Annotated in this window: 16 protein-coding genes; 11 read left to right on the forward strand and 5 right to left on the reverse strand. The window is 72.1% G+C overall.

Going from position 1 to position 19720, the window contains the following annotated elements; all coding sequences use genetic code 11:
* Positions 1 to 11: 11 nt before the first annotated feature.
* From OG798_RS48505 to OG798_RS48550, 10 genes are all read left to right on the forward strand, one after another.
* On the forward strand, positions 12 to 1226 hold the full coding sequence (locus tag OG798_RS48505; RefSeq protein ID WP_121413834.1) for an acyl-CoA dehydrogenase family protein: 1215 nt from the start codon (positions 12 to 14) through the stop codon (positions 1224 to 1226).
* Positions 1223 to 1999: an SDR family oxidoreductase gene (locus OG798_RS48510; protein WP_328759357.1), complete on the forward strand. Its 777-nt coding sequence runs from the start codon at positions 1223 to 1225 to the stop codon at positions 1997 to 1999. The genes OG798_RS48505 and OG798_RS48510 overlap by 4 nt, the downstream gene beginning before the upstream one ends.
* Positions 1996 to 2775 (forward strand): SDR family NAD(P)-dependent oxidoreductase, encoded by a 780-nt coding sequence (locus OG798_RS48515; protein ID WP_328759358.1) that lies wholly within the window; start codon positions 1996 to 1998, stop codon positions 2773 to 2775. The genes OG798_RS48510 and OG798_RS48515 overlap by 4 nt, the downstream gene beginning before the upstream one ends.
* Positions 2772 to 3596 (forward strand): enoyl-CoA hydratase-related protein, encoded by an 825-nt coding sequence (locus tag OG798_RS48520; protein ID WP_328759359.1) that lies wholly within the window; start codon positions 2772 to 2774, stop codon positions 3594 to 3596. The genes OG798_RS48515 and OG798_RS48520 overlap by 4 nt, the downstream gene beginning before the upstream one ends.
* Positions 3597 to 3712: 116 nt before the next feature.
* Entirely contained in the window at positions 3713 to 4339 is a 627-nt protein-coding gene (locus OG798_RS48525; RefSeq protein ID WP_121413831.1) for a TetR/AcrR family transcriptional regulator, read from the forward strand.
* A gap of 111 nt (positions 4340 to 4450) precedes the next feature.
* Positions 4451 to 4801 (forward strand): nuclear transport factor 2 family protein, encoded by a 351-nt coding sequence (locus OG798_RS48530; RefSeq protein ID WP_121413830.1) that lies wholly within the window; start codon positions 4451 to 4453, stop codon positions 4799 to 4801.
* A complete protein-coding gene (locus OG798_RS48535; RefSeq protein WP_328759360.1) occupies positions 4798 to 5172 on the forward strand; it encodes a hypothetical protein in 375 nt (124 codons plus the stop codon). The genes OG798_RS48530 and OG798_RS48535 overlap by 4 nt, the downstream gene beginning before the upstream one ends.
* Positions 5173 to 5182: 10 nt before the next feature.
* Positions 5183 to 5503, forward strand: a complete 321-nt coding sequence (locus OG798_RS48540) for an EthD family reductase (protein ID WP_121413828.1) — start codon at positions 5183 to 5185, stop codon at positions 5501 to 5503.
* Positions 5504 to 5590: 87 nt separating this feature from the next.
* Positions 5591 to 7243, forward strand: a complete 1653-nt coding sequence (locus tag OG798_RS48545) for a class I adenylate-forming enzyme family protein (protein WP_328759361.1) — start codon at positions 5591 to 5593, stop codon at positions 7241 to 7243.
* The gene (locus OG798_RS48550) at positions 7240 to 8295 is read left to right on the forward strand and encodes an MBL fold metallo-hydrolase (RefSeq protein WP_121413826.1); all 1056 of its coding nucleotides are present in this window, start codon (positions 7240 to 7242) and stop codon (positions 8293 to 8295) included. The genes OG798_RS48545 and OG798_RS48550 overlap by 4 nt, the downstream gene beginning before the upstream one ends.
* An 18-nt stretch (positions 8296 to 8313) precedes the next feature.
* Here the strand turns inward: OG798_RS48550 and OG798_RS48555 are convergent, their stop codons facing one another.
* Both OG798_RS48555 and OG798_RS48560 read right to left on the reverse strand, forming a co-directional pair.
* Entirely contained in the window at positions 8314 to 9063 is a 750-nt protein-coding gene (locus OG798_RS48555) for an SDR family NAD(P)-dependent oxidoreductase (RefSeq protein ID WP_121418143.1), read from the reverse strand.
* Positions 9064 to 9086: 23 nt separating this feature from the next.
* Entirely contained in the window at positions 9087 to 9812 is a 726-nt protein-coding gene (locus OG798_RS48560) for an SDR family NAD(P)-dependent oxidoreductase (protein WP_328759362.1), read from the reverse strand.
* Between the two features lie 163 nt (positions 9813 to 9975).
* Between OG798_RS48560 and OG798_RS48565 the strand changes: the two genes are divergently transcribed.
* Positions 9976 to 13269: an amidohydrolase family protein gene (locus OG798_RS48565; RefSeq protein ID WP_413254809.1), complete on the forward strand. Its 3294-nt coding sequence runs from the start codon at positions 9976 to 9978 to the stop codon at positions 13267 to 13269.
* On the opposite strand, the gene OG798_RS48570 is transcribed toward OG798_RS48565, so the two are convergent.
* The 3 genes from OG798_RS48570 to OG798_RS48580 form a co-directional block, all read right to left on the reverse strand.
* Positions 13261 to 14889 carry a serine/threonine-protein kinase gene (locus OG798_RS48570; protein WP_328759364.1) on the reverse strand — a complete coding sequence of 543 codons (1629 nt, stop codon included), beginning with the start codon at positions 14887 to 14889 and terminating at the stop codon, positions 13261 to 13263. The genes OG798_RS48565 and OG798_RS48570 overlap by 9 nt on opposite strands.
* A 162-nt stretch (positions 14890 to 15051) precedes the next feature.
* Positions 15052 to 16287 carry a 4-hydroxybenzoate 3-monooxygenase gene (locus tag OG798_RS48575; protein WP_121413822.1) on the reverse strand — a complete coding sequence of 412 codons (1236 nt, stop codon included), beginning with the start codon at positions 16285 to 16287 and terminating at the stop codon, positions 15052 to 15054.
* A gap of 121 nt (positions 16288 to 16408) precedes the next feature.
* The gene (locus OG798_RS48580; protein ID WP_328759365.1) at positions 16409 to 19684 is read right to left on the reverse strand and encodes a family 78 glycoside hydrolase catalytic domain; all 3276 of its coding nucleotides are present in this window, start codon (positions 19682 to 19684) and stop codon (positions 16409 to 16411) included.
* Between the last annotated feature and the right edge of the window lie 36 nt (positions 19685 to 19720).

Raw genomic sequence — 19720 nt, forward strand, 5'->3', positions numbered from 1 at the left:
GGAGCGCCACCATGGATTTCGGACTCTCCCCGCGGACCGACGAACTCCGCACGCGCTTGGCCGCGTTCATGGAGGAGTACGTCGTGCCCGCCGAGGCCGTCTACGAGCGGCAGCTCGCCGAGGCCGACAACCCGCACGAACTACCGCCGGTCATGCGCGAGTTGAAGGAGAAGGCACGGGCGGAAAGCCTGTGGAACCTCTTCCTCGCCCACGGCGAATGGGGCGCAGGGCTCACCAACCTGGAGTACGCACCGCTCGCCGAGCTGGCCGGACGCTCGGTCATCGGCCCCGAGGTCTTCAACTGCTCCGCCCCCGACACCGGCAACATGGAACTGCTCGCCCTGTTCGGCACGCCCGAGCAGCAGGACCGCTGGCTGCGCCCCCTCCTCGCGGCCGAGATCCGGTCGTGCTTCGCCATGACCGAGCCGGAGGTCGCCAGCTCCGACGCGCGCAACATCCGTACCCGGATCACCCGTGACGGAGATGCCTATGTCGTCAATGGCCACAAGTGGTACACCTCCGGAATCCTCGACCCGGACTGCCGGCTGATCATCCTGATGGGCGTCACCGACCCGGACGCGCCCTCCTACCGGCAGCAGAGCATGCTGCTGATTCCACGCGACACCCCGGGCATCACCGTCCTGCGCGATCTGCCGATGTTCGGCTACACCGACCGCTGCGGCCACGGCGACGTGCTCTTCGAGGACGTACGGGTGCCGGTGTCGTCGCTCCTCGGCGGCGAAGGGGAGGGATTCGCCCTGGCTCAGGGGCGGCTGGGGCCCGGGCGGATGCACTACGCCATGCGCGCGGTCGGGTTCGCCGAACGGGCGCTGGAGCTGATGTGCCGCCGGACCCTGACGCGTACCGCCTTCGGCGGCACGCTCGCCGAACAGGGCGTCGTACGCGAGTGGATCGCCCGCAGCCGCATCGAGATCGAGCAGCTGCGGCTGCTCGTCCTCAAGTCGGCCTGGTTGATGGACACCTCGGGCAACTCCGCCGCCCGTACCGAGGTCGCCGCCATCAAGGTGGCCGCCCTGGAGGTCGCCCACCGGGTGGTCGATCGCGCGGTTCAGGCCCACGGCGCGGCCGGGGTCAGCGACGACACCGTACTCGCCCGGCTGTACGCCATCACCCGGGCGCTGCGGATCGCGGACGGGCCCGACGAAGTGCATCTGCGTACGGTCGCCCGCCGTGAACTGGCCAAATATCCCGAGGAGTCGGCATGAGCGCACGCGCACTGGACGGCAGGGTCGCCGTGATCACCGGGGGCTCGCGAGGGATCGGCCTGGGCATCGCCAAGGCCTGTCGTGAGGCGGGCGCCCATGTGGTGATCGCCGCGCGAAAGGCGGACGGACTCGCCGCGGCCCGCGCGGAGCTGCTGCGCGTCAAGGGCGACGGCGAGGTGCACGAGTTGGTCGCGAACGCGGGGGAGCCCGAGCAGGCCGAGCGGTGCGTCGCCGAGACCATGGCCCGGCTCGGACGGTTCGACGTCATGGTCAACAACGCGGCCACCAACCCGTACATGGGCGACCTGCTCGATCTCGACCTGGCGCGCGCGGAGAAGACCGTCCGGGTCAACCAGTACGGCATCATCGCCTGGACCCGCTGCGCCTGGCGGGCGTGGATGAGCGAGCACGGCGGAACGGTGATCAACATCGCGTCCGTCGGCGGCCTGGTCGTCGATCCGCACATCGGCTGGTACAACGCCACCAAGGCGGCGATGCTGCACATGACCCGGCAGCTCGCGTACGAACTCGGGCCGCGCGTCCGGGTGAACGCGATCGCGCCCGGGCTGATCAAGACCGAGCTGGCCAGGGCCGTCTGGGAGCCGAGGGAACCGATCCTCACCGCGAGGCTGCCGCTGCGCAGGCTAGGCACGGTGGAGGACGTGGCCAACGCGGCGGTGTTCCTCGCCTCCGAGGCGTCGGCGTGGATGACCGGACAGACGCTGGTCCTGGACGGCGGGGCGACCGCGCTGCCGATCGGAGTGGAGGCATGACCACCACGGCCGGCCCGGACCTGGCGACGGACCTGTTCTCGCTGCACGGCAGGACCGCCGTGGTGACCGGGGCCTCCTCGGGTCTGGGCGCCCGGTTCGCCGCCGTGCTGGCCGCGGCCGGTGCCACCGTGTTCGCCGCGGCGCGCCGCCCGGACCGGCTCAAGGAACTGGCCGACGGCGATCCCCGTATCCGCCCGGTCGTCTGTGACGTCTCCCGGGACGCGGACCGGGTGCGGCTGGTCGAGACCGTCCTGGAGCACGGCGGCGGCTTCGACGTGCTGGTCAACAACGCGGGGGCACCCGGATCCGTACGCGCCGAGGACGAGAGCCCGGAGGACTTCGCCCACGTCCTCGACGTCAATCTCGTCGCTCCCTTCCACCTGGCCCGGCTGCTGGCCCAGGCTCCGTCCGCCCGTACGAAATCGGTTGTGAACGTGTCGTCCGTCCTCGGGCTGGTTTCCGGCGCCCCGCTGGGGGGTGCGGCCTACGCCGCCTCCAAGGCCGGGCTCGTCGGACTCACCCGTGAACTGGCCGGGCAGTGGGGCGGATCGGGGATACGGGTCAACGCGCTCGCCCCGGGCTGGTTCCGCTCCGAGATGACCGAAGGGCTGTTCGCCGACGAGCGGTCCCGACGCTGGGTCGAGCGCGGCACGATGCTCGGCAGGGGCGGCGAAGCGGGCGAACTGGACGGGGCGCTGCTCTTCCTGGCCTCGGACGCCTCTTCGTACTGCACCGGACAGGTGCTGACCGTGGACGGCGGGTGGACGGCACGATGAGGGTCACGACGGAGGTCGACGGCGACGCGGTGGCCCACGTGGAGATGTGCCGCGGGGACGGCAACGCCATCGACCTTGCGATGGCCCGGGCGCTGCTGGACGCCGCCCGGAGTTGCGAGACCGCGCGGGCCCGGGCGGTGCTGCTCACCGGGCGGGGCCGGTCCTTCTGCGTCGGCGGCGACCTGAGGGAGTTCGCGGCGGTGCCCGGGGACCGGCTGGCCGGGCACCTCACGGACGTCACCGACGCCCTGCACGGCGCGCTGCGGATCCTCGCCGGGCTCGACGCGCCGCTGGTGGTGGCCGTACAGGGGGCTGTCGCCGGGGCCGGACTGGGGCTGACGGCCGCCGCCGACCTTGCCTTCGCCGCGTCCGACGCCGGTTTCACGGCGGCCTACACCGGGATCGGGTACTCGCCCGACGCCGGGGTCACCTGGTCGCTGCCCCGGCTCGTGGGCCCCGGGCGGGCACGGGACCTGTTGCTGACCAACCGCCGGATCACGGCCGCCGAGGCGCTCGCGATGGGACTGGTCGGCAGGGTCGTCGCACCGGAGCGGCTTGCGACGGAGGCCGCGGCGGCCGCGAGGGCGCTGGCACACGGGGCGACGGGGGCGTACGGCGTGACGCGGCGGCTGGTCTCCGGGGCTCTGTCGGCGTCCTTCGACGAGCATCTGGACGCCGAGGCCCGCGGGCTGGCCGCCGCCGCTGTCTCGGTGGAGGGCCGCGAGGGTGTCAGCGCCTTCGTCGCCAAGCGCCGACCGGACTTCGTCCACCCGCCGCCCGGGGACCACGGGGACCATGGCGACCACGGTGACCCGAGCTGAACTAGGGTCTACTCTCGGACGACCGAGCGGTGATCGACATCGAGCAGTGATCGACCCCGAGCGGTGATCGGTACCGGGCGGCGATCGACAGCGGTCGTGGAGCAGAGGGAGAGACGATGGCGAGGGCACGGATCGTGGATCCGGAGGAGGGGCCCAGGTCCAAGCGCGCGGCCATTCTCGTGGCCGCCGTGGAGCGGTTCGGGGAGGACGGCTACGAGAGCACGAAGTGGTCCGAGGTCGCCGACCGGGTCGGGATCGGGCAGACCGCCCTGTACCACTACTTCGAGTCCAAGGCCCACTGCCTGCTCACCATCATGCGCCTGGAACTCCAGCGCTCCCACGACATGTTCACGGAGGCGACGGCCGACGCGGTGGATCCCGTCGAGGAGCTGCGCGCGGCGGTGCGCTCGGCCTTCGCGGTCAGTGAGCAGGAGATTCGCCAGATGCGCATCCTGCAGGCCAACATGTCCCTGCTCGCCAATGCGCGCAAGTCCAAGCGCGAGGAGACCGAGCGCGTCGCGGCCCGGCAGCTGGTGCAGATGGTCGAGCGGGACTGGACGAACCTGCTGATGCGCGGCATGGCGAAGGGCGCCTTCCCGGTCCGGGACGCGCACACCCTCGGCCTCGCCGTCCTCGGCATGATCGTCAGTGTCTGGCGCTGGTACCGCCCGACCGGGGCGATCCCGCTCACCGAGATCAGCGAGATGATCGAGGAGTGCGTGGTGCGCATGGTCGCCGGATAGTTCCGGAACTCCGGGTGCGTCCCGCCCCTTGTCGGGGTCGGGGCATCCGGATTACAGTCAAACTGAACTGAACTCAGGTTGTTTCTCGGCGCTGAGGGAGAGCGATCAGCAATGGTGCTTCGCGACTACATGGCCAGAATGGACAGCCAGGAACCGGACAAGGTCCTGGAACTCCTGGAACCCGGCTTCCGATTCCTCATCGCCCTGCCCGGCGGGCAGCGCACGGGGGAGTCCCGCGAGGACTTCGCCGCGTACATCGCCGGACGCGAGGCGGTGGACCGTACGCACGACATCAGGCGGTACGCGGCCGACGGCGACGTCGAGACGGCGTACGGCTTCGTGGTCGAGAAGGGCGTCACCACCGGCGCGTTCCTCTCCGCCGTGCGCCTGTCGCCCGACGGGCTCATGGCGCGCTACCAGTCCTTCTTCACCACCGACTTCGACCTCGTGGACCGGCCATGACCACACAGTCCACCGCCTCTTTCCTGACCACCTGGTTCGCGATCCTGGACAGCGCCGACGCCGACCGGATCCTCGACATGATCAGCGAGGACTTCTCGTTCTCCATCCTCTTCTCCACCGGCGGCGAGGGCGCCACCGACTTCCACGGCGGCCGGCCCGAACTGGAGGGCTACCTCGACCAGCGCGAGGTGGGCGTCCGCACCCACCATGTGCTGGCCGCGAGCACCGTCGGCGGGGACGAGCTGTTCCTCGGCGAGGTACGGCGCCTCGGCGAGCTGGAGGCGAGTTTCGTGGCCTCGGCGCGGCTCGACGGCTCGGGCCGGGTGCGGCGGTTGCTCATCGGGCGTTCGCCCGCAGTGTTGTTCACCTGAGGAGGGCGCGATGTACAACCTCGTCCTGCTGGCCGCACGGCCGCCCGACTGGACCCATGAGCGGTTCATCGACTGGTGGCGCGGCGAGCACGCCGAACTCACCCGCCGACTGCCCGGACTGAGGTCCTGGCGGCACACCGACCTCGACGCGGCGCTCGAACCGCGTTCGGAGGGCTGGGACGGGCTCTCCGTCCTCGGCTTCGACACCCCCGAAGACCTGCGCAAGGCCCTCGACAGCCCCGAATGGGCGGCCGCCGTCGCCCAGGTCGGCGACATGCGGGGACGCCGTATCGCCGTCATGGGCGGCGAGCGGGAGATGTACGCGGGCTGAGCACGCCCCGCCGGCGGGCCGAACACGGGCCTGACACCGGCCGAGCAACGGGGCTCCACCACCCTTCGCGAAAAGGCGGGGAAGCGGATGCGACAGACAGTACGGGAGTTCTACGAGCGGGCCGAGCGCGCCGACTTCACGGCCGTCGTCGACGACCACGGCCGGCACACCGCGCGCGACCTCCTGGACCGCGCGGCCGAGCTGGCCGAGGCGATGACACCGGACGGAACGCCGGGCGGGACGGTGCTGCTGCAGGCCGACAACTCCTGGCGCACCGTCGCGGCGACCCTCGCCATCGGGATGACCGGCGGGGTCCTGGCCCTCGTCAACCGGCACACGACCCGGGCGGAGTTCGCCGCCGCCCTGGAGGACATCCGTCCGGACGCGGTGATCGCCGAGCCCTCCGCCCTCGAGGAGTGGCACGCGCCGGGCAGCGGCACCCCGCCCCTGTCCGGCGCACGGCCCGCCGAGGCGCTGGACGGCTGGACGGTCCTCGCGGGCCGCGGTCCGCGAGACGTCTCCCGCTGGTCGGGCGGCACCCTCATCGGCCTCACCTCCGGCTCCACCGGGCGGCCCAAGGGGGTCGTCCAGTCCGAGAGCGCGCTGCGGTACGCGTGCACGTGCACCATCGATGTCAACGGGCTGCGCGACGGTGACGCGGTGGCCGCCGTCGTCCCGCTCTCCTCGACCGCCGCCTACTGTTTCGGGGTCTGCCTCGCCCTCATGCTCGGCGGACCGCTCGTTCTGAGCGGCCGCTGGGACCGCGAACAGGCGCTCGCGCGGATGGCCGCCCACAACGTCCGGTGGACCATGTGCGTCCCGACGATGGCCCTCCAGATGGGCTCCGCGGCGGCCGGATCACGCGTCCTCGACGGGGTCCGCTCGATCACGGTCGGCGGCGGCCCCATGGACCGCGGGGCTCTCGCCCGTGCCGAACGTTCCCTCGGCACCCGGATCCTGCGGGTCTTCGGCATGTCCGAGTGCCTCGGACACACCTCGCCGCGGCCCGACGACCCCGAGGGGATCAGGCTGGGCCGCGACGGCCGCCCGTTCCCCGGCACCGAACTGCGCGCCGTGGACGCCGACGGCACCGCCCTGGGGCCGGGCCGGACCGGGCGCGCCCAGGTCCGGGGGCCCTCGCTCTTCCTCGGCTACGCCCACGACGGCAAGGTCGAGTCGCCGGCCCTGACCCCGGACGGCTTCTTCCCCACCGGGGATCTGCTCATGACCGGCGACGACGGCACGGTCACCGTGATGGGCCGCGAGAAGGACGTCATCATCCGCGGCGGCCGCAATCTCGACATCACGGAGATCGAGCGTGCCGTCGCCAGCCATCCGGGAGTCGCCCGGGTCTGCGTGGCACCCGTACCGGACCCGCTGCTCGGCGAACGCGCCGCCGTTCTCGTCGTGGCGGAGGCGGAGGCGGGGACGCACGGAGAGGGAGACGGCACCGGAGGCGGCGCCGGCATCGGACTGGACGAGATCACCGAACACCTCGCCCGCACCGGCCTGTCCAAGGCCAAGTGGCCCGAATTCGCCTTCTCCGTAAGCGAGTTGCCGCAAACCACCGTCGGCAAGCTCGACCGGTCCGCAGCCCGCGGACTCGCCCACGAATTGCACGCGCGGCTCGCCGCGCGTCAGGAACCACACCGACACACGGATCGCGAACCACATCGGCAAGCGGATCAGGAACAGCACGGACAACCGGATCACGAACAGCACCGGCAAGGAGATGCATGACCACCCCCACGGCTCACACCGCCCGCTTCGACCGAGGCCGCTGGGCGGACGCCGGAGCCGAGACCGTACGAGCCGGCGTTCACCGCATCCCGCTTCCGCTGCCGGACGACGGGCTGCGGGCCGTCAACGTGTACGCGCTGGAAGGGCTGACGGAGGGGCTGGTCCTGATCGACGGGGGATGGTCGATCCCCGAGTCCCGCAAGGCGCTGGAGGACGCGCTGGCCACCATCGGCCACGACCTCGGCGAGATCAGCGATGTCCTGGTCACCCACATCCACCGGGACCACTACACCCAGGCCGTCGAACTGCGCAGGCTGCTCGGCTCCCGGGTCCACCTCGGCTCGGGCGAGCGACGCAGCCTGGAACTGCTCGGAGAGACGGGCACGGACCGGCCGTCCGGCTCGCTGCACACACTGCGCCGGGCCGGGGCCCACGAACTCGCCGAGCGGGTCGCCGCGATGGACCACGGAGGCTTCGACCCGAGCGTGTGGGAGGCCCCGGACCGTTGGCTGGAGGACGAGGAACTCCGCTTCGCCGACACGCGGTTGCGGGTCGTCCCGACGCCGGGACACACCCGGGGACATGTCGTCTACCTCGACGAGGCGCGCGGGCTGCTCTTCTCCGGGGACCACGTGCTGCCGCACATCACCCCGTCCATCGGCTTCGAACTCGGCTCCACCGCGTTGCCGTTGGGCGACTACCTCGACTCGCTGCGCCTCCTGACCACCCTCGCCGACGCCCGGCTCCTGCCCGCGCACGGCCCGGTCGGCCCCAGCGTCCACACGCGCGTCGGCGAGCTGCTCGACCACCACGACGACCGTCTCGCCGAGGCCCTGGCGGTCCTCGGCGACCGTACGCTCACGGCCTACGCGGTGGCCCAGGAGCTGGGGTGGACCCGGCGGCATCTGCCCTTCGCGGACCTCGGCGCCTTCAACCAGATGCTCGCCGTGAACGAGACGGCCGCACACCTGGACGTGCTGGTGGCCCGCGGCCGGGTCGCGCGCGCGGAGACCGAGGGCGTCCTGCGCTACACCGCCGTCGTGATGTCGTAGCCCTGGCCCCCGGCCCGCTCAGCGCGCCGTCCAGCCTCCGTCGACGTACAGCTCCGAACCCGTCATGAAGCTCGCGTCGTCGGAGGCGAGGAACGCGACCGCGGCCGCCACCTCGTCGGGTGTGCCGAGCCGGCCGAGCGGGGTGCCGTCGAGCATCGCGGTCAACCGGGGCGTACCGCGCCACAGTTCACGGGAGCGGGGCGTCTCGATGAAGCCGGGGTGCAGCGAGTTGACACGTACGCCCCGCTGCGCCCAGTGCAGCGCGGCGTTCTTGGTCATCAGACGGACCGCGCCCTTGGCCGCGTGGTACGAGAACTGGGCGCCGAACCCGCCCACCGTGCCGAAGATCGACGCGACGTTGACGACGGACCCGCCCCCGGAGCGCTCGATGGCCGCGCCGCCGTGCTTCATGCCGAGCCAGACGCCGGTCTGGGTGACCGCGAGCACCTGGTCCCAGGTCTCCTTGGTCTCCGTCTCCACGGTGCCCATCGCGGCGATCCCCGCGTTGTTGACCAGTACGGCCAGCCCGCCGAGCGCGGCCGTCGCCCTGGCGACGACCTTCTGCCAGGCCGACTCGTCCGAGACGTCCAGAGCAAGGCCCAGGGCGCCGCCCCCGACCTCCTCGGCGAGCTTCTCGCATCGGTCGGCGTCCAGATCGGTCACCACGACCGCGGCGCCCTCGGCCGCCAGTCGCCGGACGACCGCTTCGCCGATGCCTCCGGTGGCGCCGGTCACCAGCGCCGCCCTCCCGGTCAGTCTCGCTTCCATCGCGACCACTCCCGTCTCCGTCGTCAGCCCTTGACGCCGCGCCAGGCGAGCGCGCCGCCGTCGATCACATACGCGGCACCCGTGATGAACGCCGCGCTGTCGGACGCCAGGAAGCAAGCCGGCCGCGCTACTTCCTCCGGGCGCCCCAGCCGGTCCACCGACTGCGGTGCGGTCAACTCCCGTTCCCGCGGGTCCCGATCCTCGCCCGCGGCGAAGAAACTCCGTGCCAGAGGCGTGTCGATCACGCCGGGGCAGAAGCAGTTGCAGCGCACCGGGGCGAGATCGACGGCGGTGACCTTGGTGAGATGGATGACCCTGGCCTTGGTGACCCCGTAGGCGGGGGAGTCGGGGAAGCCGACGAGGCCCGAGACGGACGCGGCGTTGACGATGGCGGGGCCGCGCGGTGAGCGGCGCAGATACGGCGCGGCGAACTTGGTCGTCAGCCACGCGGCCTTGAGATTGACCTCGTAGACCGCGTCCCAGACCTCCTCGGAGAGCGAGTCGACGGCGCGGTCGTGGTCCGTCGTGACCGTGCTCTCGATCACCCCGGCGTTGTTGACCAGCACGTCCAGCCCGTCGAACCGCTCCGCCGCACGCGTCACCATCGTCTCGATGTCGTCGCGGACCCGCAGATCGCACACGATCACCTCGGGCTTCGCCCCGGCGGCGCGTACCGACTCGGCCGTAAGAGCGGCGGTCCGCGCGTTCCGGTCGGAATCCAGCATGCGGTCTGCTCCCGTCCGTGGCACGAGGCACTTACTGAACCAACTTCAGTTCAGAGGGGAGTCTAGGTCGGCGGTGAGGCGGCGACAAGAGCTGCGTCGGAAGGAAGGCCTCGCGTACCGGAGGTACCTGTTTGGCGTGAATGGCGCTGTTGCGTCCGGGCTTTGAGATGAGTAAGCGTTCTCTGTCATGGAACGTGACCGGAGCCCCGAAGGCTTCCCCACCTCCCGTCCCTCCCCGCTTTCCGCACGCTCCCCCTTCTCTCGTCCTTCCCCTCTCTCTCGTCCTTCCCGCCGTCAACTCCTCGCCGTGGCAGGCGTCGCGGGTGTCGTGGGCGTTTCCTCCACCGTCCTCAGTGCCGCTGCGGCCGCGGCGAGCAGCAGCGCCGCGCTCTCCCTGTCGTTCTCGGAGGCCACCAACGGCGCGGCCACGCTCTCGCCGGCCGGTGACCGATTGGTAGTCGAGATCCAGCATGTGCTGTGGTCGCTCCCGCGCACCGGCGGCCGTGCCGTACCCCTCACCCCGGCCGGCCTCGAACCCGACCGGCCCACGCACTCCCCGGACGGCAAGCTCATCGCGTTCTGCGCGTACCAGGGCGGCGGCTACCACCTGTGGACCATGCGCCCCGACGGCTCGGACGTACGCCAGCGCACCGACGGCCCCTGGGACGACCGCGCCCCGGCCTGGTCCCCGGACGGCACCCGGATCGCCTTCGCCTCCGAGCGGGGCGGCGACCCGGTCGAGGGCAGCCCGTACCGTATCCACGTCCTGGACCTGGCAAGCGGCGAACTGACCCGTGTCACCGGGCTCACCGGTCAGGACGGCCCGCTGCAGGACGGCCCCTGGGAGGACTTCGACCCCACCTGGTCACCGGACGGCAGACGCGTCCTCTTCGTCCGTGCGAAGGCCGTCACCCTGCCCACGGGACCCGGCCTCGAAGCCCGCACCATCGCCGCGGTACCGTCCGGCGCCGCGGGCCCGGTCGTCGTCGAGCACACGGAGACCACGGCCGCACAGGTCATGACCCCGGCCCTCGCCCCCGACGGCCGCCGCCTCGCGTACCTGCGCGTCACCGCCGCCCCGAGCGCCTCTTGCACCCTCGTCGTCGACGGCACGCCCGTCGCGCTCGCCGGAGACCTCGCACCCGTGCCGCCACGCTGGACCGCGGCGGGGGAACTGCTCCTCACCGTGGACGGCCACTTCACCCTCGTACGACCGGAGAAGCCGGCGCGGACCGAGCCGATCCCCTTCGAGGGCGAACTGCCGGTGGACCGGCCGCGGTACCGGACCAAGGAGTACGACCTCGGCGAGGAGCGGGTGCGCCCGGTGCGGGGCATCCACCTGCCCGCGCTGTCCCCCGACGGACGGCGGATCGCCTTCGCCGCCCTCAACTCGCTCTGGCTGGCCGCAACCTCGGGCGGCCGCCCGCCCGAGCGGCTGCGGAAGTCCGGGCCCACCCGCTATCTGCTCGCACCGGTCTGGGCACGCGACGGACGGTCCCTCGTGTACGCCGACGACCGCGACGGACTGCTCGGCGTGTACCGGCGCGATCTCGCCACCGGAGAGGAGACCGCGCTCGCCACGGGCGGGCGGGTCCATCCCGCGCTCTCGCCCGACGGGATGCGGCTCGCCTGTCTCGACATGACCGGAGGGCTCGTCCTGCGCGATCTGGGCAGCGGTGAGGAGCGTGTCCTGGTGACCCCGCTCGGCGGCGGCGGGCTGCCCGGCCGCCCCAGCTGGTCGCCCGACGGCAGATACCTCGCGCTGTGCGACCGCAACCGCCTCAACCTCCGCTTCCGCGAGGGCTACAACGTCATCCGGATCGTCGACACCACGACCGGCACCGACCGCCTCCACGCCGTCGCACCCCACGTCTGCATCGCCGACCGCTACGACTCCGGACCCGTCTGGTCACCCGACGGACGCTGGATGGCGGTCGTCGTCGAGTCCGCGCTGTGCCTGCTGCCCGTCGCCCCCGACGGCACCCCGACCGGCGCCCCGCGCACCCTCGCCACCGAACCCGCCGACCACCCCTCCTGGTCCGGCGACTCCAAGACCCTCCTGTACCTCTCGGCGGGGCGCCTGCGGCTCATCGGCATCGACGGGCAGGGCCACCGCACCGTCCGGGTCCCGCTCGACCAGCACCGGCCCGCCCCCGCCGACACGGTGGTGCACGCCGGGCGCCTGTGGGACGGCACCGGCCAGTCGACCAGGGACGACGTGGACATCGTCGTACGTGGCGGACGCGTCGACGAAGTCGCGCCGCACCGGGCCCGCCGCCGTGGCGCCCTCCGCAGGATCGACGCCTCGAACCGCACCGTGATCCCCGGGCTGTGGGACACCCACACCCACCCCTGGCAGAGCACCTACGGAGGCCGCCAGACCGTCGGACAACTGACCTACGGGATCACGACGGCCGTCTCCCTGGGCGGATTCGCCTACGAACAGGCCCGTATCCGCGAGGCGGTGGCCGTCGGTCAGCTCGCTGGACCCCGCCTGCTGACGACCGGCGAACTGCTCGACGGCTCGCGGGTCGCCTACAGCATGGGGCGCGCCCACCGCACGAGGGACGGTCTGCGCAGGTCGCTGGAGCGGGGTGCCGCCCTCGACTGGGACTTCGTCAAGACCTATGTACGAGCGCCGAGTTGGGTGATGGAGGAAGCGGCGCGGTTTGCGCACGAGCGGCTCGGGGTGCGCGCGGGGAGCCATCTCCTGTCACCCGGCATCCAGAGCGGACAGGACCTGACGACCCATCTGCTCGCCACTCAGCGCGGGGAGTTCGGACACGCGCTGAGCGCGACGGGGCGGGCCTACGAGGACGTCGTGGAGATCTACACCGAGCAGGGTGCCGACTTCGCCCTCGTCGCCACGCCGTTCACCTCCGCCCCGCTGCTCGGTGCCGATCCCGGGCTCGCCGACGACACCCGCGTCACCGTCGTCATGCCCCCGTGGGACTCCGCCGCCGTACGGCGGTCCGCGGGCGTGCCGCCCACCGCGGCCCAACTGGCCACCCTGCGCACCGAGACGGACGTCTACCGGCGGGTGCTGGCCGCGGGCGGTCTCGTCGCGCTCGGCACGGACCAGCCCCTCGTACCGGTCGGGCTCTCCCTGCACCTGGGTCTGCGCGCCCTGCACCGCGGCGGGCTGTCCCCGGCCGGGGCGCTGCGCACCGCGACCGTCCTGCCGGCCCGCCTCTTCGGTCTCGACGGCGACCTCGGCACCGTACAGCCGGGGAAACTCGCCGATCTCACGGTGGTGGACGGCGATCCCTTCGAGGACTTCGACACCCTCGTCCGCACGGTGTCGGTGCTGAGGGGCGGAACGCCGTACGTGACGCAGGACCTGGTGGCCGCCTTCGAGCCGCCGTCGCAGGTCTCGGCGACGGCGGCATCGGAGCGGTGGCGCGCCACGACCGAGGACGACTGGCTCGAAGTGGGGCGGCTGATGCGCAGGGACGGCTGTTGCCATACGGGTTCACTGTGATCCGCCCTTGAAGGTCCGCAGGAAGGTGGCCAGGGCGGCCCGGTTGGCGGCGGTGTCCCAGTCGGCTGCCGGGGTCGTCCACCTCAGTGAGAAGCCCTCGTGGTCACCGATGAGGTAGCCGCGCCCGAACGTGCGCTCACGGACTTGGCCGTTCGTCGAAAGCCACTCCATGTCCGCACCCTTGTAGCCCTGGTAGGTGACGGCGCGGATGTCACCCAGTCGTTCGTAGGCGATGGAGTCGCCGCGCAGCGAGGTGTCCACCTCGCGCCAGACCGCGACGGGGTCCGAGGTGAGCTGGGTGCTGTAGGTGACGACCAGCGTGCGCGGGTCCCCGCTCGCGCCGAGCGTGACCCGATAGGAGCCGTCGGCGGAATTCTCGGTCCGCACCGGCTTCCAGCCCTTGGGCAGCTCGACGGAGAAGCCCTGGGGCGCGGTGTAGCGGAAGAAGGCGGTCGGCGGGTCCTCGGTGAGGGTGTGGGACGGAGAAGGGGAGGCGGATGAGGAAGAAGAAGGGGAGGGGGACGTCGACGGGGCTTGCTGGGGAACGGTGCTGCTGGGCGAGGCGCTCGGCGTGGGGGACGGTGTGGCGGAAACCCTGGGGGACGGCGCGGGACCGGACGCGGAGGTGCCGCGCTCGGACAGCCCGCCCGCCGCGGTGAGCCCGGCGAAGCAGACGACCGTCACGGCCAGCGCCCCGCCCAGCAGCACCGGGCGGCTGAGGGGCACCTTGCCCCACACCCGCCTCGTCGGCGGGGCGTCGAGGTCCCGGAAGATCGGGAGGGTCTCGGTGGGCATCGAGTCGTCGTCGAGTTCCGCCTTGAGAATGCGCGTGAGCGCCTCCCGCACGACCGACTCGGGCACCCGCTCCACCGGATCCCTGCGCAGGAGCCCCTGAATGGCCGGACTGAGCGGCCCGGCGCTCAACGGGGCCCGGATGGGCAGCCGTTCCACGGCGCGGAACGTCGCCTCGAGCCCTCCCCGGTCCCGGATGGCCGGCCGGCCCTCGACCATCGCGTACATGATCGCGCCCAGCGCCCACAGGTCCGTGGCCGGTCCACCGCCCTCGCCACGGGCCTGCTCGGGAGAGGCGTACGACGGTGCCGTGAGGCGCGGGGACGCGCTGGCCCCCATCAGCCCGAAGCCGGCCACCGTGACCCCGCCTTGCTCCTCCACCCATATCTGGCCAGGGCTGAGGTCGCCGTGCGTGATCCCTTCCTGATGGGCCGCGCCCAGGACGTCGAGGACGCCGAGCCCGATCCGGGCCGCGCGGACGTAGTCCACCGGGCCGTGCCCGAGGAGCGCGCTCAGCGGAACGCCCTCCGGCCGTGCGGTGACCGTCCACAGGAAATCCTTGTCCTCGACGACGTCGAAGACGACGGACACTCGCCCGGGGCAGACCAGCCCCAGGGCCTCGGACTCCCGGGTGATCCGGACGGCGGTGCGCAGCTCCGCCTCCTCACGGAGATGGGCCGGGAGCCGGGAGCGCGTCAGAGCGACCGGCCGCTCGGACTCGACGTCCTGACCGTGCCAGCCCTCACGCCCCTCCTCGTGGTGGACGCCCTCCAGCAGTCGGTATCTTCCGGCGACCAACTCATCCGTGGAGACTTGCACCTTGACCATGGTCATCCCTCGCTGCGCACCGGACTCTCACCTTTCCCGGATGTACGGCGGGCGTGACGTTGTGTGTTCAACGGCAGGCGATTCCGGGGCCCGGTTTTCCGGAATTCTTTGCGCGTAGCGCACCCGTGCGAAGAATTCAGGCCTCATCCACCGCAGTTCATCTCACGGTGTCGTCGTGGACATCAGGCCGGTGTCCTTGCCGATGTACGACTCGGCGAAGGTGGCCGCCGCCGCGGGTGAGCCGAGGATCCGTCGGAGGCGGGCTCGCGCGGAACCCGCCCGGAAGGGATCGCCCGAGGACGGTCCGTGCAGCAACTCCGCGAACCACCGGGAGAATTCCTGGTACTCCCACACCCGCCGCAGACAGGCCGCCGAGTAGCCGCGCAGCCCGTCGGCGTCCCCCCTGAGGTAGTAGGCGACGAGCGCGTCGGCCAGCAGCAGGGCGTCGTGCAGCGCGAGGTTCATGCCCTTCGCGGCGATCGGCGCGACGAGGTGCGCGGAGTCTCCGGCCAGGAACAGCCGCCCGTACGTCATCGGCGCCACGACGTAACTGTGCATGTCGAGGACGCGTTTCTCGATCAGCGGCCCCTCGTTGAGCACCGGGACCCCGGCGGCCGACAGCCGGGCGTGCAGCTCCGACCACACCCGGTCGTGCGACCAGTTCTCCGGGCCCTCACCGGGCGCCACCTCCAGGTAGTAGCGGGTGACTTCGGGGCTGCGGGCCATATGGGCGCCGAATCCGCGCGGGTGGACACCGAAGACGACGCAGTCGCTGGACGGCGGTGCCTCGGCGAGCAGCGCCAGCCAGCCGACCCCGTAGTCGTACCGGGCCACCGTGCTCCGGTCCGGGGCCACATGGGTGCGGGTCACTCCGCGCGCGCCGTCGCAGCCCGCGACGATGTCGCAGTCGATCCGTCGGCGCTCACCCGTCTGCGGATCGGTGTAGAGCACCGTCGGGCGGTCGCCGTCGATGCCATGGAGGGCGACGTCCCGCACACCGAAGAGGATCTCGCCGCCCTTCACATCGGCGTACTCGCGCACCAGGTCCGTCACCAGCAGCGGCTGTGGATAGACGAAGTGCCGGTCCCCGGTCAGCGCGGCGTAGCGGAAGCGGTGCTGCTCGCCGTCGATCCGGAACTCGCACTCGCTGTGCGCCTGTGCCTGCTCCACCAGCCGGTCGGCCAGCCCCTGTCGACGCAGCGCCCGCACCGCCCACTCCTCGATGAAGCCGGCGCGGGGCCGCTGTTCGACGAACTCCCGGCTCTCGGTCTCCAGGACCACGCAGTCGACGGACGCGGCCCGCAGGATGTTGGCGACGGTGAGCCCGGCAGGTCCCGCACCGAGGATGACGACGGGGACGCGCGGTGCCGGCGCGGATGTGGGGGAGGGGTTGATCATCCCGGCATTATGGTGGCGACCCGACGAGCCCTCACCGCGCCTGCGCAACCCTCTGACACGGCTCGCACAACCCCTCCCGCACCTGCCCGCGCCGACGTGCCGCGGTGCCCCCGGGCGCTGTTCAGGCGCGCGCCACGAACTCCCAACTCCCGTGCGGTACCGCGTACACGACGAACCCCGGCTCCGAGCGCAGCCACTTCGCGCCGGACGGTGACGCGACGGCCGAGCGGTCGGCCGCCGGCACATGCACCTCCGCCGTCGCCCCGACCGGCACTCCCACCGACAGCCGGGTCGTCCCGTCCACGACGGACCACGCGGCCGCCGCCCGGCCGCGCACGGTCCGCACCGAGGTACGGGCCCAGTCCACGCCCGTACGGCCGTCCGGGCGGACCGTGAAGGTGCGGTAGCCCGCGTCGCCGGGGCGCAGGCCCGCCACGTTCTCGTAGAGCCACTGCACCACGGTGCCGAGGAAGTAGTGGTCCCGGGAGCGGGAGTCGAGCGGCCACATCTCCCACATGGTGTCGGCGCCGTTGTCGAACCAGTACCCCCAACCGGGGTAGGTGCGCTGGGTGGCGAGGGCGTGGGCCACCTCGGGATGCCCCTGGGCCGAGAGCTCGCGCAGCAGCACGCTGGTGCCCAGCGCCCCCGTGTTGAGGTGGTTGCCACGCCGTGCGATGTCGGCCAGGAGCGAGTCGACCACGCTCGCCCGGGCGCCGGGCGGGACGAGCCCGAAGGCCAGCGGGACGCAGTTGCTGGTCTGGCGGTAGTCGGGGTCCTTCGCCGTGCGGTAGTGGCCGTCCGCGCCGAGGAACGCCGCGTTGAACGCCTCCTTCAGCGCGTCGGCCGTCTTGCGGTAGCGGGCCGCCACCTCGGTGTCGCCCAGCAGGTCGGCCAGTTCCACGGTCCCGGTGAGCGCGCGGTGCAGATAGGCCGTGGCGGTCAGCCTGGTGTCCTCGGGAGGGTTGCCGCCGTAGCCCGGCGGCAGCCAGTCGCCGAGGGCGGTCACCGCGAGCCCGTCCTGGAGACGCCCGATCTCCCAGTCCAGATAGCGGATGAGCGGCGCCCAGTGGTCACGGGCGAGCCGCTCGTCCCCGTACACGCGGTACATCTCGCGCAGCAGGAAGGGGTACACCGTCGTCCACTCGGGAGCCGGGGCCAGATCGTGGTAGCCCCAGCCGCCGCTCGGCACGATCACCGGCAGCTGCCCTGCGGCGTCCTGACTGTCTCTCAGGTCACCGAGCCACTTCGTCAGGAAGCGGTGCACACCGAAGGCGTACGCCATCACGGGCGCCCCCAGCTGCGCGTCGCCGGTCCAGCCGTTCTTCTCGTACACGGGGGTGTCCGTCGGAATGCCGTGGAGGTTGTTCAGGACGGTGCGGCGCATCGCCCGGTCCAACTGCTCGTAGAACGGCTCGGAGCAGGAGAACGTGCTCGTCGACGCCACCCGCGTGTGCACGACCCGACCGAGCACCTGCTCGGGCCCCGGCTTCGCGGGCAGCCCGCTGACCTGGACGTAACGGAAGCCCTTGTACGAGAACCGGGGCTCCCACACCTCGTCCGCACCGCCGCCCGCGCACACGTACTCGTCCGTCTGGCAGCGGCCCGGCACCAGGTCGTTGCGGGCGAGCACACTCCCGTCGGAGTTCAGCCGCTCCCCGTGGACCAGCCGGACGGTCGTCCCCGCCTCGGCGCGCACGGTCAGCCGGGTCCAGCCTGCGAGCGTCCGCCCCATGTCGACGACGTAGACGTCCTGGCTCAACTCACGGATGTCCACCGGGCGTACGGTCTCCGCCACCTCGATCGGGTCGTGCCCCTGAGCGCGCAGGGTGCCCTTGGGCGCGGTCTGCCGCTGGGCCTCCTGCCAGGAGCGGTCGTCGAAGCCGGGGCGCGTCCAGTCCCGGGGCGCCTTGCGGGCGTCGTAGGTCTCGCCCGCGTAGAGGGAGTTGGAGAGGGTCGGTCCGTCGGTGATCCGCCAGGTGCCGTCCGTGGCGACGGTGGTGCGCGAGCCGTCCGGATGGTCGATCTCCAGTTGCGCCAGCAGCCGGGGTTCACCGTGCCAGGGCGCTCGGTTCCAGTTCCACGCGGTGGGGCTGGTCAGGCCGAAGAAGCCGCGCCCCAGCGTCACCCCGATCGCGTTGGCACCGCGCCGGACGCGGTCCGTGACGTCGTGCACCGCGTAGAGCACCGTCTCCTCGTAGTCCGTGAAGCCGGGGTCGAGGACCTGACGGCCGACGCGGACTCCGTTGATCTCGGCCTCGTAGTAGGCGAGTCCGCTGATGTGCAGACGGGCGCGCACGACGTCCTTCGGGACGCTGAACGTCCGGCGCAGCAGGGGAGCGGGCTGTTCGGGGACGCTGACGGACACGCCGGTGCCCCAGGGGCCCTGTCCCCAGGGTGCGAGCACGGCTGCTCCGGACCAGGTCGTGTCGTCGAAGTCGGGCCGCTGCCAGCCCTGTTGCTCGCTGTCGGCGCAGCGCCAGCCGTCGCCGGTGACGAGCTCGACCGTGTCGCCGGACGTGGTCTCCACGATCAGGCGGAGCAGGAGCCCGCCCGGATTGGCGGACCCGTTGTCGCGGTTGGTCGCGACGGCGGCGACCACGATCCGCCCGCCACTCGCCCCGCGCAACTGCTCGGTGACCTCGGCGAGATGTCCGGTGCGCCAGGCGTCCGTCTGCTGGGGCTGATGCAGGACCTGCTGTCCGTCGACGTAGAGCGTGAAGTCGTCGTCGGCCGTGGCCACCAATCTCGCCCTGCGCACCTCACTGCCGGTGGGGAGGGTGGTCGCGGTACGGAACCAGCGGGGCCCGACGGGGGCGGAACCGGTGGTCGAGCCGGGCGACCAGATCCAGGACGCCCCGTCGAAGCCGGGCGGTTCGGGCAGGGCCGCCGCCCCGATCCAGAATCCCTGCCAGCCGTCCTTCGGCAACGTTGTCTCCCACCAGCGCGGGGCGCTCCACGCCGACGGGCGGCCGTCGCCGTCCCAGACCCTGACCTGCCAGTGGTAGCGGGTACGGGGCCGCAACGCGGGCCCCGCGTAGACGATGCCGACGCTGCGGTCCGACTCGACCCGCCCCGAGTCCCAGACCAGGCGCCGCCCCTCGCGCAGGTCCTTCTCGGTGAGCGCCACCCGCACCCGGTACGCGGACTGCCGCGCCCCCCGGCCGGGGGCGTTCAACTCCCAGGTGAGTCTGGGGTGTTCGACCTCGGTACCGAGCAGCGTCTCGGCGTACTCGACAGTGGTGCGGTCGATGCGCAGACCGCCCTCCCGCGGGGCGTCGGCGCTCGATCCGGGAGTCGCGGAGGCGGTGTGGGCGCCTCCGGACCCGAGCGCGACGGTGGCGCTCGCTCCGACGACGGAGCTGCGCAGGAAGACGCGGCGGTTCCAATCCTTGGCCATGTGTCGCCCCTCGATGGTGAAGTCGACGGTGGAGTC

Origin of the sequence: Streptomyces sp. NBC_00271 (assembly GCF_036178845.1) — a bacterium.
Lineage (GTDB): Bacteria > Actinomycetota > Actinomycetes > Streptomycetales > Streptomycetaceae > Streptomyces.

Excerpts from the sequence above, each read along its gene's own strand:
- OG798_RS48535 (WP_328759360.1), top strand. The coding sequence starts at position 4,798 with ATGACCACACAGTCCACCGCCTCTTTCCTGACCACCTGGTTCGCGATC.
- OG798_RS48510 (WP_328759357.1), top strand. The coding sequence starts at position 1,223 with ATGAGCGCACGCGCACTGGACGGCAGGGTCGCCGTGATCACCGGGGGC.
- OG798_RS48530 (WP_121413830.1), top strand. The coding sequence starts at position 4,451 with ATGGTGCTTCGCGACTACATGGCCAGAATGGACAGCCAGGAACCGGAC.
- OG798_RS48555 (WP_121418143.1), bottom strand. The coding sequence starts at position 9,063 with ATGGAAGCGAGACTGACCGGGAGGGCGGCGCTGGTGACCGGCGCCACC.
- OG798_RS48565 (WP_413254809.1), top strand. The coding sequence starts at position 9,976 with ATGGAACGTGACCGGAGCCCCGAAGGCTTCCCCACCTCCCGTCCCTCC.
- OG798_RS48505 (WP_121413834.1), top strand. The coding sequence starts at position 12 with ATGGATTTCGGACTCTCCCCGCGGACCGACGAACTCCGCACGCGCTTG.
- OG798_RS48570 (WP_328759364.1), bottom strand. The coding sequence starts at position 14,889 with ATGGTCAAGGTGCAAGTCTCCACGGATGAGTTGGTCGCCGGAAGATAC.
- OG798_RS48580 (WP_328759365.1), bottom strand. The coding sequence starts at position 19,684 with ATGGCCAAGGATTGGAACCGCCGCGTCTTCCTGCGCAGCTCCGTCGTC.
- OG798_RS48550 (WP_121413826.1), top strand. The coding sequence starts at position 7,240 with ATGACCACCCCCACGGCTCACACCGCCCGCTTCGACCGAGGCCGCTGG.
- OG798_RS48515 (WP_328759358.1), top strand. The coding sequence starts at position 1,996 with ATGACCACCACGGCCGGCCCGGACCTGGCGACGGACCTGTTCTCGCTG.
- OG798_RS48525 (WP_121413831.1), top strand. The coding sequence starts at position 3,713 with ATGGCGAGGGCACGGATCGTGGATCCGGAGGAGGGGCCCAGGTCCAAG.
- OG798_RS48575 (WP_121413822.1), bottom strand. The coding sequence starts at position 16,287 with ATGATCAACCCCTCCCCCACATCCGCGCCGGCACCGCGCGTCCCCGTC.
- OG798_RS48545 (WP_328759361.1), top strand. The coding sequence starts at position 5,591 with ATGCGACAGACAGTACGGGAGTTCTACGAGCGGGCCGAGCGCGCCGAC.
- OG798_RS48520 (WP_328759359.1), top strand. The coding sequence starts at position 2,772 with ATGAGGGTCACGACGGAGGTCGACGGCGACGCGGTGGCCCACGTGGAG.
- OG798_RS48540 (WP_121413828.1), top strand. The coding sequence starts at position 5,183 with ATGTACAACCTCGTCCTGCTGGCCGCACGGCCGCCCGACTGGACCCAT.